Below are 17556 nucleotides of genomic sequence, written 5' to 3'. Positions count from 1 at the left end.
AAGAAAATGCAAACAAAACTGAAGGTAATTTCTTTGGCTATCGCAGCCTTGATGGCGAGCGTCTACACGGCCGCCGCAGATACCATCAAGATCGGCCTTCTCATGGACATGTCGGGCAACTATTCCGATGTGGCAGGCAGGGGCAGTGTCACGGCTGCCGAAATGGCTGTCGCTGATTTTGGTGGGGAAGTCCTTGGCAAGAAGATCGAGGTTGTTTCCGCTGACATGCAGAACAAGGTTGATCTCGCGGTCTCGATCGCCAATCAGTGGTTCGACGTTGACGGCGTCGATGCGATCATGGATATCAACAACTCCTCGGCCGGTCTGGCGGTGAGCAAGATCGCTGCTGCCAAGGACAGACTTGTCACCATAAATATTTCCGGCTCCACCCGCTTCACCAACGAAGACTGCAACGCCAACACAATCCATTACGTCTACGACACGGAGGCGCTTGCCCGTTCGACCGGCAGGGCTGTTGTCCAGGAAGGCGGCAAGAAATGGTATTTCGTGACGGTCGACTACACCTTCGGGCATGATTTCGAAAAGCAAACCTCGGCTGCAGTGACCGCAGCCGGCGGCGAAGTGATCGGTTCGGTGAAAGTCCCTCTCAACGCCCCGGACTATTCCTCCTACATTCTCCAGGCGCAAGCGGCCAATCCTGATGTTGTTGCCTTCGCAACTGCCGGCGCCGACACCTCGAACGCGATCAAACAGGCATCCGAATTCGGCATGGGGCAGGGCAATCAAAAGCTCGCGGGGCTGCTCGTTTATGACAACGAAGTGGACGCCCTCGGTCTCGACATCGCCAAAGGGATGATGCTGACCTCGTCTTTCTACTGGGACCTGAACGACGAGACCCGGGCGTTTTCGAAGCGCTACATGGAAAAAATGGGCAAGATGCCGAACATGTCGCAGGCCGGCGTCTATTCCAGCACAATGCACTACCTCAAGGCCGTCGCCGCAACCGGTACGGACAAGACTGCGGCCGTGATGGCCAAGATGAAGGAGACGCCAATCAACGACTTCTTCACCAGGAACGGCAAGATCCGTGAAGATGGCTTGATGGTCCACGACCTCTATCTGTTTCGCGTGAAGTCGCCGGAGGAGTCAAAGTACCCTTGGGACTACTACTCCCTGGTGCGGACGATCCCGACCGACGAGGCGTTTGCGCCCCTGTCGGAATCAAAATGCTCTCTCCTGAAGAACTAGTGTTCCAAATCTTCTCACCCCCTCCCGCGTGACCGGGAGGGAAACTTCTCCAATGGAAACCTTACATGTATTCGCAACCTATATATTCCGATGAAGAAATAGAGCTTCAATATAACCTCCGCGTCGGCCGGCCGGACTACGACACTGCCGTTGTTCCTGACTGGATCGGCAAAAGCAAAGAGGCTCGCCTTCGTTTAAATTGCCTGATCGACATCGTCTACGGCACAGGCCCCAAGCAGAAACTGGACATTTTTTATGCGGGCGAGCCGGACGCGCCGGCGCTCGTCTATTTTCACGGCGGCTACTGGCAACGCGGTGACAAATCAATCTACAGCTTTCTCGCCGATCCTTTCGTCAGCCACGGAGTCAGTGTCATCGTTGTTGGATACGATCTTTGCCCGGAGGTTTCGATCACGACGATATCCCGGCAGGCCCGCGAAGCCGTCGCCTGGATCTGGCGCAACGGGGAAAAGCTGAAGATTGATGCATCAAAGCTCACCGTAATGGGCCACTCCGCGGGAGGTCACATCACCTCCATGCTGATGGGCACCGACTGGACGAAACTCGACGCCTCGCTTCCAGCCGATCTCGTCAAGGCGGGCATCCCTGTGTCTCCGCTCAACGAACTGGCGCCACTATGCCGGACATCGCTCAACAACGCCGTCCGGATGGATGCCACGGAAGCTGACAGCGAGAGCCCGATGAACCATCCACCCGCCACCGACGCCCCCCAGCTCGTGGTCTGCGGCGGGAAAGAAACCGCCGAATTCCACCGGCAGTCGGACATCTACGCAGCGGCATTCCGCACCAAGACGCGCCGGATTGAGCGGTACTCTGTGCCCGATTGCGACCATTTCGACGAATTGAATGCACTCGCTGATACCAGCAGTCCATTCTTTTACAAATCATTAGCTCTTATCAAGTCGACCGAAAGCAAGGAGAATTCGATGTCAGGAAAAGTCACCATGGAGCTGATGGATGCGATCCTCTCGGCGTTCAACTCGCACAATGCCGATGCGGTGGCTTCATTTTTCGCGCCGAACGGGGTTATGCTGGCACCAGCCGGCCCGGAACCGGTTGGGCGCACGCTGTCAGGACCCGACGCGATCCGCACCGCGCTTCTCAAGCGCTTCGCCGACAGTCCAGACATCCGATGGACCGAGGCAAAGACCTGGATCGCCGCGAATAAAGCGCTCAGCGAATGGCGTGTGCGTGGAACCGCTCCAGATGGGTCGACGATCGATACGCTCGGCTGTGATCTCTGGGAATTCGAAGCCGGAAAGATCGTCAAGAAAGATACCTACTACAAACAAAAGTCAGCGTGATTGTTGCTCGAACCATGGGCGATCAGTCGCTGGACTCACCGGCGGATTGATCGCCGACGGGCATTTCGAGGAAGCGAGCGGATGTCCGCATCCGTCGTTTCCATCGCTGTCTCTTCATTGATCAAGGAGGTCCTTGCCATGGCGCTTTCGGAACATCTTCTTTCCAGACTCAAAAATCCAGCTATCGCGACAGACAAGGCGTTTCTAGCTGGCGAGTGGATTGCCGTGAGCGACAGCGGCAGGAGCTTCGACGTTACCAATCCATCCACCGGTGAAGTCCTGGCGACGCTACCGGACATGAGCCGCGCGGAGACGGCGCGCGCCATTGACGCTGCCTACAAGGCGCAAAAATCATGGGCCAAAAAAACCGGTAAAGAGCGTGCTGTAATCCTGCGCAGGCTTTACGATCTGCTGGTTGCGAATTCAGATGACCTTGCCACGATCCTGACCCTGGAAATGGGCAAGCCCTTTGCTGAGGCGCGCGGGGAAATCCTCTATGGAGCTGCCTATGTTGAATGGTTCGGGGAGGAGGCAAAACGTGTCTACGGCGACACGATCCCTGGTCACCAGCAAGACAAGCGGATCATCGTTATCAAGCAACCGATCGGCGTCGTTGCAGCCATCACACCGTGGAACTTCCCCAACGCCATGTTGGCGCGCAAGTTTGCCCCGGCGCTGGCCGCCGGATGCGCAATGGTTTCGAAGCCTGCAGCCGAAACGCCGCTATCCGCATTGGCGCTGGCGCTTCTCGCCGAGCAGGCGGGAGTGCCGGCCGGCATATTGAGTGTCATTACCTCCACGGTTTCCTCTTCCGTCGGCAAGGAATTCACCGAAAATGATAAAGTCCGCAAACTGACATTCACCGGCTCGACCGGCGTTGGCAAGATTCTCATGCGCCAGGGCGCAGACCAGATCATGAAGCTCGGCCTCGAGTTGGGTGGCAATGCACCCTTCATTGTTTTCGACGACGCCGATTTGGATGCGGCCGTAGAAGGCGCGATGATCTCCAAATACCGCAACAACGGGCAGACCTGCATCTGTGCCAATCGCCTTTACGTGCAGTCTGGCGTCTATGACGCATTCGCCGAAAAGCTTGCTGCAAAAGTTTCCACGATCAGGGTGGGTGATGGTTTCGAGGATGGCGTTGGCGCAGGCCCGCTCATCACCCGCAAGGCAGTCGCCAAAGTCGAGGAGCATATCGCGGACGCAGTAAAAAAAGGTGCCAAAGTCGCGGTTGGTGGCAAACCGCATGAAAGTGGCGGGCTCTTTTTCCAGCCGACTGTCCTGACAGGCGTAACAACCGAGATGCAGGTCGCTCGCGAGGAGACATTCGGTCCGGTGGCGCCGCTCTTCAAATTCGAGCGCGAAGAGGAGGTCATTGAAATGGCCAACAATACCGAATTCGGTCTGGCATCGTATTTCTATGCCAAGGACCTTAGCAAGGTATTCCGTGTCGCGGAAGCGCTTGAATATGGCATGGTGGGCATCAATACGGGCCTGATTTCCACTGAGCTGGCGCCATTCGGCGGGATAAAGCAGTCCGGACAGGGTCGTGAAGGATCGAAATATGGTATCGAGGACTATATCGAAGTGAAGTATCTTTGCCTTGATATTGGCGGACCCATCTGAAAACGACGTTTTTGGAGACCTACCGCACCATCCGTCTCGATCATGCCCGGCGGCTGCTGGAGCAAAGCCCGCTATCCATCGCGGAAGTTGCCTTCGCGACAGGCTTCTCCAGTGCCGGACATTTTTCGGGATGCTTCAAGGCCCGCTTCGGCCAGACGCCGAATACCATGCGGCAAAGATTTCCTCCGAATTAAAATAGTTTTCCTGTAAGGAAGGGAAAACACTTCATGCCGGAGGACCCCATGGCAAAGGACAGCACGAACACCGAGCCTGCGCTTCTGTCGCAGGACCCACATGCGGTTCGCGAGCCGAGGGTTAATAATCTCGAAATGGCGATCGGCCATGAGGTGCGCGCCTATCGCAAGAAGCTCGGCATCACGGTCACCGATCTCGCATCCGCTACCGGCGTATCCGTTGGCATGCTCTCAAAGATCGAAAACGGCAATATCTCCCCGTCGCTCACCACGCTGCAGACGCTTTCAAGGGCGTTGGGCGTGCCGATCACGGCGTTCTTCCGTGGTTTCGAGGAGCCGCGCAGCGCCACCTTCGTCAAGGCGGGCCAAGGGGTGAACATCGAACGCAGAGGCACCCGCGCTGGCCACCAGTACAGCCTGCTGGGCCATATCGACAACAATACCAGCGGCGTCACCGTCGAGCCCTATCTCATCACTCTGACGAAAGACTCGGACGTGTTTCCGACCTTCCAGCATGAGGGCATGGAGTTTCTCTACATGCTGGAGGGCGAGGTGGTTTATCGCCATGGCGAGCAGCTTTTCACCATGCAGGCCGGCGACACCCTGTTTTTCGATGCCGATGCGCCGCATGGGCCGGAGGAGCTGGTGAAGCTTCCCGCCCGCTATCTGTCGATTATTTCCTATCCGCAAAGGCGGCTGGCCAATGATTGATAAGTTGCCTTAGAAGAAAAAAATATTCCTTATAGTTGATTTGTGAAATTCCGCATGTTAGCCCTTCATTCAGAAACGAATGGAGGTGCCTGTCGATGTGCGGCATTGTTGGACTATTCCTGAAAGACAAAAGCCTCGAGCCACAGTTGGGCGAGCTGCTCTCCGACATGCTCGTCACCATGACGGATCGTGGACCGGATTCTGCCGGCATCGCCATCTACGGAAGTGTTGCCGATGGCAGGGCCAAGGTAACCGTCCAGTCTGCCGATCCTGCTACCGATTTTTCAGGCCTTGCCGAAGCCTTGAAGGAAAACGGCGTTGAGGCCTCGGTCACGGTGAAAAGCACCCATGCGGTGCTGGATATTCCTTCCGATAAGCTCGACGGCATTCGCGCGGTTCTCACTGCCATCCGTCCGGATATCAGGGTCATGGGTTCCGGCGACAGCGTAGAAATCTACAAGGAAACCGGTCTGCCGAAGGATGTCGTCGCCCGTTTCGACGTGCGCTCCATGGCCGGCAGCCACGGCATTGGTCACACCCGCATGGCGACGGAATCTGCCGTAACCACGCTCGGTGCGCACCCCTTTTCCACCGGTGCGGACCAGTGCCTGGTGCATAACGGTTCGCTCTCCAACCACAACAATCTGCGTCGGGAACTGGTGCGTGAGGGCATGACCTTCGAGACACAGAACGACTCGGAAGTGGCTGCCGCCTACCTCACGGCGGAAATGGCCAAGGGTAAGGATCTGGGCGAGGCGCTGACCGGTGCGCTCGATGACCTCGACGGTTTCTTCACCTTCGTCGTTGGCACCAAATCCGGTTTCGGCGTGGTGCGCGATCCGATCGCCTGTAAGCCGGCAGTGATGGCCGAGACCGACCAATATGTTGCTTTCGGCTCCGAATATCGTGCGCTGGTCAATCTGCCCGGTATCGAAAATGCCCGCGTCTGGGAGCCGGAACCGGCGACCGTCTATTTCTGGGACCATGAAAAGGCTGCCTGAAACCGTCATCGGCGCATATTGCGAAAGTTACAATCCATGCCAGTTTTCGATCTCTCCCACACGCCGTTGCGTGAACTCAACAGTGCGCTGCACGGCCTTTCCTCCGGCGTAAACGACACCGAATTCGAAGTCGTCAACCCGCGCGGCCACCATGCCGTCGCTGTCGGCATCGACAGCCCCGTGATCGTCGATGTTCGCGGTTCGGTCGGTTATTATTGCGCCGGCATGAATGATGGCGGCACCGTCACGGTTCACGGCTCGGCCGGACCGGGTGTTGCAGAAAACATGATGTCCGGCACTGTCGTCATCGAAGGCGACGCCTCGCAATATGCCGGCGCCACCGGTCGTGGCGGGCTTCTGGTCATCAAGGGCAATGCCGCCTCCCGTTGCGGTATTTCCATGAAGGGCATCGATATCGTCGTGAAGGGCAATATCGGCCACATGTCCGCCTTCATGGGCCAGTCCGGCCATCTCGTCGTCTGTGGCGATGCGGGCGATGCGCTCGGCGATTCCCTTTATGAAGCGAAACTTTTCGTGCGCGGCTCGGTGAAAAGCCTGGGCGCTGACTGCATCGAAAAGGAAATGCGGCCGGAACATCTGGAGAAGCTTGCCGAACTTCTCGAAAAAGCCGGCGTCGCCGATGTCAGCCCGCAGGATTTCAAGCGCTACGGTTCCGCCCGCACGCTCTACAATTTCAACATCGACAACGCCGACGCGTATTGAGGCGAGGGATTTTCCGATGAGCTATCACAACCCCTTCACCCCGCCACGCAAATCCGCAACCTTTGACGATCATACGCTGGCGGAAATCCGCCGCGCGGCGGCGACCGGCATTTACGATATTCGCGGAGCGGGCACCAAGCGCAAGGTTCCGCATTTCGATGACCTCCTGTTTCTCGGTGCGTCCATCTCGCGTTATCCGCTCGAGGGTTATCGCGAGAAATGCGATACGACCGTCACGCTGGGCACACGCTTTGCCAAAAAGCCGATCACGCTGAAAACGCCGATCACCATTGCCGGCATGAGCTTCGGTGCGCTTTCCGGCAACGCCAAGGAGGCGCTTGGCCGCGGTGCGACCATTGCCGGCACCTCCACCACGACGGGCGATGGTGGCATGACAGATGAGGAGCGGGGTCACAGCCAGACGCTGGTCTACCAGTATCTGCCGTCGCGTTACGGCATGAATCCGAAGGATTTGCGCCGTGCGGATGCTATCGAGGTCGTTGTCGGCCAGGGCGCGAAACCGGGCGGCGGCGGCATGTTGCTCGGCCAGAAGATCTCCGATCGCGTCGCCAATATGCGTAACCTGCCAAAGGGCATCGACCAGCGTTCCGCCTGCCGCCATCCTGATTGGACCGGCCCGGACGATCTGGAAATCAAGATCCTCGAACTGCGCGAAATCACCGATTGGGAAAAGCCGATCTACATCAAGGTTGGCGGTGCGCGCCCCTATTACGACACGGCGCTGGCGGTGAAGGCCGGTGCCGATGTGGTGGTGCTTGATGGCATGCAGGGCGGCACGGCGGCCACGCAGGATGTCTTTATCGAAAATGTCGGCATGCCCACGCTTGCCTGCATTCGCCCCGCCGTGCAGGCGCTTCAGGATCTCGGCATGCACCGCAAGGTGCAGTTGATCGTCTCCGGCGGCATTCGTTCAGGTGCGGATGTTGCAAAAGCGCTGGCTCTCGGTGCCGATGCGGTTGCCATCGGAACGGCGGCGCTGGTGGCGCTGGGTGACAACGATCCACACTGGGAAGACGAGTACCGGAAGCTTGGCACCACCGCCGGCGCTTATGATGACTGGCACGAGGGCAAAGACCCCGCCGGCATCACCACACAGGACCCGGAACTGGCCGCGCGCCTCGATCCGATCGCGGCCGGTCGTCGCCTCGCCAACTATCTGAAGGTGATGACGCTGGAAGCGCAGACCATCGCGCGTGCCTGCGGCAAGAACCATCTCCACAATCTGGAGCCGGAAGATCTGGTGGCGTTGACGATGGAGGCCGCCGCAATGGCGCAGGTTCCGCTGGCGGGAACAAATTGGTTCCCGGGGAAAGGCAGTTTCTAAAAATACTGAATGAATGGACGGGCACATTTGGGAGGATGTGCCCGTCCTTTTTCGATGAAGTGTCTGATATTCAAAAAAAGGGGAATGACGTGACACTGGACCTCTCCACATTTGCTGCCGAAAAAGGCATCAAATATTTCATGATCAGCTATACCGATCTCTTCGGTGGCCAGCGTGCCAAGCTGGTTCCCGCAGAAGCCATCGCCGATATGCAGAAGGACGGCGCTGGTTTTGCCGGTTTCGCTACATGGTTCGATCTGACACCGGCCCATCCCGATCTTTTCGCCGTGCCGGATGCCTCTTCGGTCATCCAGCTTCCCTGGAAAAAAGATGTCGCCTGGGTCGCTGCCGATTGCGTCATGGAAGACCAGCCGGTGGAACAGGCGCCGCGCGTCGTCCTGAAAAAACTCATCGCGGAAGCGGCCGGGGAAGGGCTACGGGTCAAAACCGGCGTGGAGCCGGAATTTTTCCTGATTTCGCCGGATGGCACCAAAATCTCCGACGAATACGATACGGCGGAAAAGCCGTGCTACGACCAGCAGGCGGTGATGCGCCGTTACGACGTGATCGCCGAGATTTGCGATTATATGCTGGAGCTTGGCTGGAAGCCCTACCAGAACGACCATGAGGATGCGAACGGCCAGTTCGAGATGAACTGGGAATATGACGATGCGCTCCAGACCGCCGACAAACATTCCTTCTTCAAGTTCATGGTCAAATCCGTCGCCGAAAAGCACGGGCTGCGCGCCACCTTCATGCCGAAGCCGTTCAAGGGGCTGACCGGCAATGGCTGCCATGCCCATATTTCGGTATGGGACCTCGACGGCAAGGTCAACGCCTTTGCCGACAAGGCAATGCCTTTCGGGCTATCTGCAAAGGGCAAGACGTTTCTCGGCGGCATCATGAAACATGCGTCCGCCCTTGCGGCCGTCACCAATCCGACGGTCAATTCCTACAAGCGCATCAACGCACCGCGCACCATTTCTGGTGCGACCTGGGCACCGAACACGGTCACCTGGACCGGCAATAACCGCACCCACATGGTGCGCGTGCCGGGGCCGGGGCGTTTCGAACTGCGCCTGCCGGATGGCGCCGTGAATCCCTATCTGCTGCAGGCCATCATCATCGCCGCCGGCCTCTCCGGTGTCCGCTCGCAGGCCGATCCCGGTCCGCATCATGATATCGACATGTATCGTGAAGGCCATACGGTGACGAATGCGCCGAAACTGCCGCTCAATCTTCTCGATGCGCTGCGCGAATATGAGAAGGATGCGGAATTGCAGCAGGCGCTCGGCATGGAGTTCTCGAAGGCCTATCTGAAGCTCAAGCAGGGTGAGTGGAACAGCTATTGCGCGCAGTTCACCGCCTGGGAGCATCAAACCACGCTCGACGTCTGAGCCCGGTTTTTCCCCGCCGCCCTTGCGGCTTTTCCCGCGCGCGTCAAACCGCGCGGGTTTTTCCCATATCGATGACAGAGAGAGTGCCGGATGACGAACTTCGTCCTGACCGTAACATGCAAATCCACCCGTGGCATCGTTGCCGCCCTTTCAGGCCTACTGGCGGAGAAAGGGTGCAACATCGTCGACAGTTCGCAGTTCGATGATCTCGGCACCGGTCGCTTTTTCATGCGTGTGGGTTTCATCTCCGAGGAAGGTGCGACGCGGGATGAGCTGATGGCGGGGCTGGCGCCAATTTCGAAGACATTCGGCATGGAGGTGGCGCTGCACGATCAGGCTGAACGGATGAAGGTTCTGCTGATGGTCTCGCGCTTCGGCCATTGCCTCAATGACCTGCTCTATCGCTGGCGTATCGGAGCCTTGCCAATCGACATCGTCGGCGTCGTCTCCAACCATTTCGATTACCAGAAGGTGGTGGTCAATCACGACATTCCCTTCCACCACATTCCGGTGACGAAGGAGAATAAGCCGCAGGCCGAAGCCCGGATCATGGAGATCGCGGAAAGTACCGGCACGGAACTCGTCGTGCTGGCGCGGTACATGCAGGTGCTTTCCGACAGGATGTGCGAGGCCATGTCGGGCAAAATCATCAATATCCATCATTCCTTCCTGCCGTCCTTCAAGGGCGCAAACCCCTACAAGCAAGCCTATCAGCGCGGTGTGAAGCTGATCGGTGCGACGGCCCATTATGTGACGGCCGATCTGGATGAAGGGCCGATCATCGAGCAGGATATCGTGCGCATCACCCATGCCCAGTCGGCCGAGGATTATGTCTCGCTCGGCCGTGATGTGGAGGCGCAAGTGCTGGCCCGCGCCATTCATGCCCACATTCATCGACGTGTGTTTTTGAACGGCAGCCGGACCGTGGTGTTTCCTCCCGGTCCCGGCTCCTATGCGTCGGAAAGGATGGGGTGAGTTGTTTCGGGCGGGGCAGCCCGTCCGGCCGCGTGTCGGCTGTTGCCATGAAGATGATGCGCGGCTAAATAAGTTGGTACGCCATAATATAGAGAGCCAGAACCTGTTTTCACTCACGGCGAGCTGCCGATGCGCTTTCGAAAGGGGCGGAGATCGCTGTTGGCGGTAGGGGACACGTCGTGGCTCCTTGTCGAACTCAACCAGCGCAGATATCCGTGGATAGAGATATTGCGGATACTTGGCATGGCAACCCGCGATCAAAGACGAATACGAACTTTCGTACTCATTTCGAAAAGCAATAGGAACAAAACCGCAGGATGTCAAAGCTGAATAGGGCTGCGACGCTGTCGGCCAGTTAGAAACGCGACACTGGCTCTGATGATCAGCCCCCGATCCGGCCGGCTGGGCCGGGTTGAAAGGGCGGAGCGGGGGCGGGTGAGGGGCACCCCTTCGGCTTTAGCTTTGAGACTATGTCCACACCCATTCATTCCGCCGCTTCCATCCGAGCCAGTGCCTTCTGCCTTTTGGCAATGACTTCCGAATCGTTCATGTAATCCGTCCGCCGACCAGGCTTGCGACCGCGCTTCTGATAGCCATTGCTCGTGCTGCCATCCGGTATCCCAAACATATGATCCGTCTGGCCAGTGCGGCGAGGGCCGCTCTTGCTACGTTGCTGTTGGCGCCCAGCCTGCAGCTCAGCGACGATCGACAGCACGTCGTCCAAACGCTTGTTCTCAACGACTTCGGACCGATGCACCGATTGCAACTTGTCGAAGGTTCTGTAGGGCATGGCGAAGCTCTCGTGCATGATCTCCAGACGACCATCCGGATAGTCGCAGACGACGACCTTCTTACCCGCCAGGGACCTGGAAAGGTCAGTCGGATCGAGAATGAACAAGACCTTGTCGTAGCGCAATGTCAGGGCCTGCGACAGCGTGCGGACTTCCTTGCGGCACATGGCGCCGTCAAGGTTCTCATGATCGGCCAGTGGCCGATGCATATCTTTCGGATTGCGTGGCGGTTTGCCAAAACGGGCATTGAAATCCGCAATAAATTCTGACGCATAGACATTGGCTGCCTCAATCGTATCGATACCGCGAAGCCGTAATTCCTTCACAAGGCGATCCTGCAGCGTCTGATTGGCGCGCTCCACACGGCCTTTGGCCTGCGGGGTGTTGGCGCAGATAATGTCGATGTTCAGCTCATAAAGCGCCCGACCGAACTGTGTCAGGCCACTCGTCCGGTCTTTCTCCGACGCATGCGTACTGCGGAAAACGCCATGCTTGTCGCTGTAGAACGCCAGCGGCTTGCCCCATTGCTGCAGATAGGCCTTCGTCGCGTGCAGATAGTCGAATGTGTTCTCCGATCCGGCAAACCGTAGATGCAAGAGCTTGCCGGTGGCGTCATCGATATAAACGAGTAGGGCGCATTTGGGGCCACGGTTCTCGAACCACCAGTGATGCGAACCATCGATCTGCACCAGTTCGCCAAAGCAGTCGCGCCGGCCGCGTGGCTGGAAAACCCGCTTCTTGCGCTCGCGGCGCGAGATCCAGATGCCGGCCTCGGTCATCCATTGACGCAACGTCTCCTTGGCCACCGAAATATGATGCAGTTCGATCAGCGTCTCACGTGCCAGCGTCGGGCCAAAATCCAGATAGCGCTCGCGGATCAGATCCAGCGCCGCATTGCGAAACTCCTCGCTGTGGCGTCGATTGCTGGGCCGCGCTCGCTTCTTCGAAACCAGGCCGGCCGCACCTGAATGGTCATAGGCCTGCAGCAGCCTGTGCACCTGACTTCGGCTGAGCCCAAGCAACTCGGCGGCCTGGACGACGCTCAGGCGCTGATCACGGATCTTCTGAATGACTTCGAGGCGATGCAATTCTTTCTGCGACATGGTGATCATAAAGGACATGACGACTCCGACCGCTCATGGTCTCGACCAGGCTGAAGATCGTCATCCTTGCTCCCGACGTGGATATTGACCAGCGCGTCGAGAGGCGAGACTGTCGCATCTCTAACTGGCCCAACTGTCGCATTACTAAATAGCCCTTACACAGGATAGTTCCATAACCAAGATTATGCGATTTTTCTATCTTAGATTGTAAATTCGGAATCGACGTTTGCATATGGAACGGTGTTGAGCCCTAGCTAACACGGCAAGATACATGGGTTATTTCCCATATCACATTAATGTGAGTGCAAGGCTCAGGAAATTGGAATAATTTTTTCTCTGGGATAATTTTTGCGCTAAATTAAACCCTGGGTAGTCCATTGCAAAGCGTGTATCTGTTGTCATGTTTTGACGGCGGCAGCAACCCGGCGCCCTACGGAGTAGATCACAGAGCCATCTATTCGCGATCAGCACGATAAGTGAAATTATGGAAAATAATCATTCCGATGGAGCATGGGATGGAACAGGAGAATTATTCTGCACGATGGCAAGAAACTCTCCTGGGAATTGAGGACGCTCAAAACGTCCAGACGGCACTGGCCATCTTTCAGCGGAACTACGATATCGACTTCGTCACCTATCACCTTGCCCAAACAGTTTCTGATCTGGTTGACACCCCATTCGTTAGAACAACCTATCCCGATGCTTGGATTGCACGGTATTTGCTCCGTGGCTACGGTAAGATCGATCCAATCCTTCGCGAGGGTCTGCTGCGGCAACTGCCGTTCGATTGGTGCGAAATCGAAATTCCGCAGCCGGCGCTGGATTTTATCATGGATGCCAAACAGCATGGGCTCGGTGACAACGGCTACTCCATCCCTATTGTTACCAAAACGCGCCGCGCGCTTTTATCAATAAACTCCGCAAGACGCGAGGACGAATGGCACGCCCTAGTGTCGCAATTCCGTGCTGAGTGGGCAGACCTTGCCTTCGTAATTCATAGGAAAGCCGTCTTCGAACTTTATGGTGAACACGACCCGGTCCCTCAACTCGCCGCCCGTGAGCTTGAATGCCTCCACTGGACGGCTCTCGGGAAGGACAGCAAGGACATCGCGGCAATTCTCAAGCTATCGGAACACACCACTCAAGCGTATCTAAAGTCAGCCCGCAACAAACTTGGTGGAGGTCCGATCACGGCCACGATCGCCAAGGCGATCCAGCTCCGTCTGATAAATCCATATGTAAATACCCAGAACTAGGAGTACAATTCTCTGGATATTTATCGTCTCCTCGCTCTCAATCATGCTCCCTCCAGTCACTAGATGGAGGCAATCATGTACGTTCTTGTGCAGGCTCACGAATATCACAAGCATATCGAGCTCCTCGATCAGTCATTCCGACTGAGGAAGAAGGTTTTCGCTGACCACCTCGGTTGGGATGTGGTAGTGTCAGGACCTTATGAACGGGATCGCTACGACGATCTTCATCCTGCCTATCTAATTTGGTGCGACGACCATCGGGAGAAGCTCTACGGCTCGGTTCGGCTCATGCCGACGACAGGCCCCACACTTCTCTACGACGTCTTCCGCGAAACATTTCCGAACGCGTGCGATCTCGTCGCGCCCGGCATATGGGAGGGCACTCGCATGTGTATCGACGAGGAGGCCATTGCCTGCGACCTTCCCGACATGCGCCCAGATCACGCCTTCTGCCTGCTCCTGCTTGCGCTGTGCGAAGTGGCCCTCGACAACGGCATTGACACTCTGATCTCGAATTACGAACCGCACATGCGGAGACTCTACAAACGTGCCGGGGCAGAGTTCGATGAGCTCGGTCGGGCCGATCGCTACGGAAGGTTTCCAGTATGCTGCGGAGCCTTCGAGGTCTCGCAACGCGTCCTCAGGCAAATGCAGGTGAACCTGCAGATTGTCCAGCCCTTATATGTCGGCCGTTCATTTGCCACGCGGGAGCCTGAAATGCCAGTTCTGATGACCGCTTAAATCGGTGCTGCGGCAACCAAACAGACTGAGGGGAGCGGTTGCCAGGTATTGAGATTTCAACAAGGCAAGGCTGGCTTCCGGCTTTGATCGTTAGCCAATGAATAGCAGTGAAAGCACATTCCGCAAAATCGGCTCGACAGGTCTCGTCATTTTCGAGAGAGATGGAACCCTGTTGAGACGAAATAGTCCGCCCAGGGATTTCATGCTGGGAGACATCAGCAACGAATTCGTCCAAATGCTTCAGAATTTGCGAGTGATCGGCGTAAGGTTTGGGTTTGTCTCGGATGCAAGAGGAATGGACGTCGGCTCCCACGGCATAGCAGAATTCGCGGCCCTGACCGGACGGCTGGACGAGTTGTTGCGGATCCGGGAGGCGATGCCTGATTTCTGGATGGCATGGGATATTTCTCAGCAACGAAGCGCAACCGCAGCCCAGGCAGGAGAGGAGCAACGAAAGACGGATGGGTTGATCTCCGGCATGATCTTACAAGCCGTTGAGTGGTATGGTGTCGATAAGAAGGAAGCCATATTTGTCAACAGCACCGATGCCGGTCTTCTTGCGGCAACCGACATAGGTATTTCGGCTATCGAATATTCTGGGCTGCCAACGGATCGGAGCATCGCGCCTTCGAGAGAAATGGAACGACAATATCTTCATCCGGGCGAAACAGTGGACACACAACGGCTTCACGCTGAGATTCAACGGATTTTGGGACGGAGCCGGCCACGGTCAGCCTAAATTAAATGCCGAGGACACGAATGAGTATCTTCCACTCAGCGGCTTCGGTCGCGATCCTTTTCCTGAGGAGGGCGAAGCTTTACCGACTTTTGCGCCTCGCGAGACCGTTGCTGGGTCTTTTCCCGCTCGCGATCTGGCCGATCGGCTTCCGGTGTGTCGTGTTCGGCGTTGGACCGGGCGATGCGTGATTGATCGACCGAGCGGTTGTTTGAGCTCTTGTTGACGACGCCCTGCTCCGCAACATGATCGCGACCAGCCGCCGACTTCGTCGCCAGGTCGTCCAGGCTGCGTTTGTCTTTGTCAGCCTCACCGCGATCGTGGTTTTTCGCAACGCGCGCGTCGAGCTGGAATCCAACAACCTTGCCAATAACTTTCGTCGCTTGCTCGAAAATCAGCCGATCGTATGGATTGGCAATCTTCGCAGCGAGATTGATCGCAGCGTTTGCGAGCGTTTCTTTCGCGGCCCTAGCCTGGGTGGGGTTGATTGGTGTCGATCTTAGCATGTGCTCTTCTCCTTTCTCACGTGTTGGATCACGGCCGGCATGGACGGCTGCCTCAAGCCGACGGTATTCACGTTGCAGCCCAGTCGACAGGTCCTGGCTAAGCTCACGCGCCGAGCTAGGAGCAGACCGATCCTTCGCTATGCCGTCCAACATTTTGAGAACAAGTCCGACCGAGCGTCGGCTCTGATTGAGCCGCTTTTGTGCATCCAGCAATCTGGGAGCAGTCGGCGTATCTCGAACCTTCGCCAGGACTCTCTCGACGACGTTACTCGGGGCCGTGGCTCCCATCCGCCGAAACATCTCCCATTCCCAGCGTTTGACGGGCGGTGGGCCCGCGCGCTCAAGGCGTTTCTGACGATCGATCAGGATGCCGCGTTCACGTGCTTTGTCGGCGAATCGGACTCGCCATTCGGTAAAGTCGCGAATGTTCGGATTGAGCATCTTGCCATTGGAATTGCGTAGCGCGACAATCACGTGCAGGTGTGGATGCTTGTCGAGATCGGTGCGATTATGGACGGCATAGGCATAGCGATGCCCGGCAAATTGCTCCCTCAGGAAATCACGGCCGGCAAGAATGAGTTGATCGCGATCGACATTTGCCGGTCCTGACAGCAACAGGTGCATGAAATCCCGCGGCTGACGGGTTTGCATAAGGGCGCCGACGATTTTCCCTTCCGCCGTCAGTTGCTTGTGATCCGCAGTGGTGATTTCGCGCCGCTCAGTGCCATGCAGGTATCGGCCGCTCCTGCCAGGACGCTCCTCAACATGCGTCTTCGTCGACAGCGTTACCTCCGCACCCCTGCGCTGCATGGCGTGCAGCGTTGCGGTCAGCCCCTTCGGACCTGACGAGAACTCAGCCGGGTATCGCGAGATCGGCGTGATCCCCGCTTTCCGCAACGCCTCGTCCATGCGTGCGTCGATTGCATGGGCCGCATCGAGCTCGCCCGGGATGCGATTGCTGCTGCTTCGATCCGACCTGTCCTTCTTTTCGTGCGCAATGACCAGTGCGAAATGCAATCTTGTCTGCCCGTTTACGCCGTCACTCACACTGAAGGCGTACGTCCGGCCAGTGTCGCCCGCTTGATGGAAACCGTCATCGGCGAGGGAGGCGAGAGCGCGGGCTATTTCTTCGCGACCGGCTTTTTCAAGCTCGTAGGTAAGACGCAGCACGTCGCTGCTCCCCTTCCGGTTGCCAAAATCCCTCTCCCATGAACGCACCGCTTCGTTCAGATCGGATACTTCGCGGCCGTCCTGATCGTGTGCCTTTTCTTCCTTGCTCTGGTAGGAAAGCACATTGCGGGCGGAACCAGCGCCGGCGCCATAGGACAAGACCTTGACCACCACCGCATTTTTGCCCGCGGCCCGGCTGATCGCCGAGGCAGCGCCAGCATTCTTGGCTGAGGGTCGCTTGCTTTGGCCGACTGACGGTCGTTTTCCGCTGCCGCCGCCGCCACCGCGTCGGCGCAGATCGTCTTCGATCAAATCAAGGTAACTCGGCAGTCGCCGGCCTTCCGGTCTAGACTTCGAGGGATTTCTGGAGACCTCGTTCATCGTGTTTCCTGATGAGCTCGACAATGTAAGATGACGGCCGGACAAAGGCGGCATCGCGGACGGCGTCGATGGCCCCCATCACCTCGTCCAGCTTCTGTGCAATCAACCTAGTCCCCTCGGCGTGTCCAACCTCTTGCGCAAGAAACGCCTCATTGCGATAGGCAAGTTCGCGGAGAAACTGATGCATGTTCGCCATTTGCCGGTCGTGTTCTTCGAGCATCGCGGGAACGTGCATAATCTCCCTGGTGACGATCAGCTTGGCGACGATGTTGACGGAGACGTCGAGCCGTCCGGCGAGAGCGTCGACATTGTTCAGGATGTGATCCGGCAGACGAAACATGATGGGCGGATGTCGCATGCGAT

The 17556-nt window shown here is 57.3% G+C and carries 15 protein-coding genes and 1 pseudogene; 13 read left to right on the top strand and 3 right to left on the bottom strand.

Going from position 1 to position 17556, the window contains the following annotated elements; translation table 11 throughout:
* Nucleotides 1–6 precede the first annotated feature (6 nt).
* The 10 genes and pseudogenes from DA915_RS14460 to purU all read left to right on the top strand — a co-directional run bounded on the left by DA915_RS14460 (nucleotide 7) and on the right by purU (nucleotide 10509).
* Nucleotides 7–1209 (top strand): ABC transporter substrate-binding protein, encoded by a 1203-nt coding sequence (locus DA915_RS14460; protein ID WP_107676284.1) that lies wholly within the window; start codon nucleotides 7–9, stop codon nucleotides 1207–1209.
* Nucleotides 1210–1274: 65 nt separating this feature from the next.
* A complete protein-coding gene (locus DA915_RS14455; RefSeq protein WP_107676283.1) occupies nucleotides 1275–2534 on the top strand; it encodes a nuclear transport factor 2 family protein in 1260 nt (419 codons plus the stop codon).
* 138 nt (nucleotides 2535–2672) lie between these two features.
* Entirely contained in the window at nucleotides 2673–4163 is a 1491-nt protein-coding gene (locus DA915_RS14450) for an NAD-dependent succinate-semialdehyde dehydrogenase (RefSeq protein ID WP_107676450.1), read from the top strand.
* Nucleotides 4148–4357: pseudogene (locus DA915_RS14445) on the top strand (helix-turn-helix domain-containing protein); the annotation flags it as partial. The gene DA915_RS14450 and the pseudogene DA915_RS14445, both read left to right, overlap by 16 nt.
* Before the next feature lie 33 nt (nucleotides 4358–4390).
* A complete protein-coding gene (locus tag DA915_RS14440) occupies nucleotides 4391–5068 on the top strand; it encodes an XRE family transcriptional regulator (protein ID WP_192886515.1) in 678 nt (225 codons plus the stop codon).
* A 95-nt stretch (nucleotides 5069–5163) separates the two neighbouring features.
* Nucleotides 5164–6069, top strand: a complete 906-nt coding sequence (locus DA915_RS14435) for a glutamine amidotransferase family protein (RefSeq protein ID WP_107676282.1) — start codon at nucleotides 5164–5166, stop codon at nucleotides 6067–6069.
* A gap of 36 nt (nucleotides 6070–6105) precedes the next feature.
* Nucleotides 6106–6792, top strand: a complete 687-nt coding sequence (locus tag DA915_RS14430) for a GXGXG domain-containing protein (protein WP_107676281.1) — start codon at nucleotides 6106–6108, stop codon at nucleotides 6790–6792.
* 16 nt (nucleotides 6793–6808) lie between these two features.
* Complete coding sequence (locus DA915_RS14425; RefSeq protein ID WP_107676280.1) at nucleotides 6809–8137, top strand: FMN-binding glutamate synthase family protein; 1329 nt, start codon at nucleotides 6809–6811, stop codon at nucleotides 8135–8137.
* 89 nt (nucleotides 8138–8226) lie between these two features.
* Nucleotides 8227–9534 (top strand): type III glutamate--ammonia ligase, encoded by a 1308-nt coding sequence (glnT, locus tag DA915_RS14420; RefSeq protein WP_107676448.1) that lies wholly within the window; start codon nucleotides 8227–8229, stop codon nucleotides 9532–9534.
* A 90-nt stretch (nucleotides 9535–9624) separates the two neighbouring features.
* On the top strand, nucleotides 9625–10509 hold the full coding sequence (gene purU / locus DA915_RS14415; RefSeq protein ID WP_107676279.1) for a formyltetrahydrofolate deformylase: 885 nt from the start codon (nucleotides 9625–9627) through the stop codon (nucleotides 10507–10509).
* Nucleotides 10510–10993: 484 nt separating this feature from the next.
* Here purU and DA915_RS14410 read toward each other — a convergent pair whose 3' ends face one another.
* Nucleotides 10994–12421: an ISNCY family transposase gene (locus tag DA915_RS14410; RefSeq protein ID WP_107676278.1), complete on the bottom strand. Its 1428-nt coding sequence runs from the start codon at nucleotides 12419–12421 to the stop codon at nucleotides 10994–10996.
* Nucleotides 12422–12918: 497 nt separating this feature from the next.
* On the opposite strand from DA915_RS14410, the gene DA915_RS14405 reads away from it, so the two are divergent.
* The 3 genes from DA915_RS14405 (at nucleotide 12919) to DA915_RS14395 (ending at nucleotide 15139) form a co-directional block, all read left to right on the top strand.
* A complete protein-coding gene (locus DA915_RS14405) occupies nucleotides 12919–13659 on the top strand; it encodes a LuxR family transcriptional regulator (RefSeq protein ID WP_107676447.1) in 741 nt (246 codons plus the stop codon).
* Nucleotides 13660–13734: 75 nt separating this feature from the next.
* Nucleotides 13735–14400 carry an acyl-homoserine-lactone synthase gene (locus DA915_RS14400; protein ID WP_107676277.1) on the top strand — a complete coding sequence of 222 codons (666 nt, stop codon included), beginning with the start codon at nucleotides 13735–13737 and terminating at the stop codon, nucleotides 14398–14400.
* 97 nt (nucleotides 14401–14497) lie between these two features.
* Nucleotides 14498–15139, top strand: coding sequence for a hypothetical protein (locus DA915_RS14395; protein ID WP_107676276.1), 642 nt, complete (start codon nucleotides 14498–14500; stop codon nucleotides 15137–15139).
* 35 nt (nucleotides 15140–15174) lie between these two features.
* On the opposite strand, the gene DA915_RS14390 is transcribed toward DA915_RS14395, so the two are convergent.
* On the bottom strand, nucleotides 15175–17193 hold the full coding sequence (locus tag DA915_RS14390; RefSeq protein WP_107676275.1) for a relaxase/mobilization nuclease domain-containing protein: 2019 nt from the start codon (nucleotides 17191–17193) through the stop codon (nucleotides 15175–15177).
* Nucleotides 17159–17551, bottom strand: coding sequence for a hypothetical protein (locus DA915_RS14385; RefSeq protein WP_107676274.1), 393 nt, complete (start codon nucleotides 17549–17551; stop codon nucleotides 17159–17161). Before DA915_RS14385 ends, DA915_RS14390 begins: the two co-directional genes overlap by 35 nt.
* Nucleotides 17552–17556: the final 5 nt, after the last annotated feature.

The organism is Agrobacterium sp. LAD9 (assembly GCF_003031125.1).
In the GTDB taxonomy this organism is placed as follows: Bacteria; Pseudomonadota; Alphaproteobacteria; order Rhizobiales; family Rhizobiaceae; genus Agrobacterium; species Agrobacterium radiobacter.
This window is presented reverse-complemented; position numbering and strand designations above follow the sequence as displayed.

Coding starts and splice junctions, on each gene's coding strand:
- DA915_RS14455 (WP_107676283.1), top strand. CDS start 1,275: ATGTATTCGCAACCTATATATTCCGATGAAGAAATAGAGCTTCAATAT.
- DA915_RS14390 (WP_107676275.1), bottom strand. CDS start 17,193: ATGAACGAGGTCTCCAGAAATCCCTCGAAGTCTAGACCGGAAGGCCGG.
- DA915_RS14450 (WP_107676450.1), top strand. CDS start 2,673: ATGGCGCTTTCGGAACATCTTCTTTCCAGACTCAAAAATCCAGCTATC.
- DA915_RS14440 (WP_192886515.1), top strand. CDS start 4,391: ATGCCGGAGGACCCCATGGCAAAGGACAGCACGAACACCGAGCCTGCG.
- DA915_RS14405 (WP_107676447.1), top strand. CDS start 12,919: ATGGAACAGGAGAATTATTCTGCACGATGGCAAGAAACTCTCCTGGGA.
- DA915_RS14460 (WP_107676284.1), top strand. CDS start 7: ATGCAAACAAAACTGAAGGTAATTTCTTTGGCTATCGCAGCCTTGATG.
- DA915_RS14435 (WP_107676282.1), top strand. CDS start 5,164: ATGTGCGGCATTGTTGGACTATTCCTGAAAGACAAAAGCCTCGAGCCA.
- DA915_RS14400 (WP_107676277.1), top strand. CDS start 13,735: ATGTACGTTCTTGTGCAGGCTCACGAATATCACAAGCATATCGAGCTC.
- DA915_RS14425 (WP_107676280.1), top strand. CDS start 6,809: ATGAGCTATCACAACCCCTTCACCCCGCCACGCAAATCCGCAACCTTT.
- DA915_RS14395 (WP_107676276.1), top strand. CDS start 14,498: ATGAATAGCAGTGAAAGCACATTCCGCAAAATCGGCTCGACAGGTCTC.
- DA915_RS14430 (WP_107676281.1), top strand. CDS start 6,106: ATGCCAGTTTTCGATCTCTCCCACACGCCGTTGCGTGAACTCAACAGT.
- DA915_RS14385 (WP_107676274.1), bottom strand. CDS start 17,551: ATGCGACATCCGCCCATCATGTTTCGTCTGCCGGATCACATCCTGAAC.
- DA915_RS14410 (WP_107676278.1), bottom strand. CDS start 12,421: ATGTCCTTTATGATCACCATGTCGCAGAAAGAATTGCATCGCCTCGAA.
- purU (WP_107676279.1), top strand. CDS start 9,625: ATGACGAACTTCGTCCTGACCGTAACATGCAAATCCACCCGTGGCATC.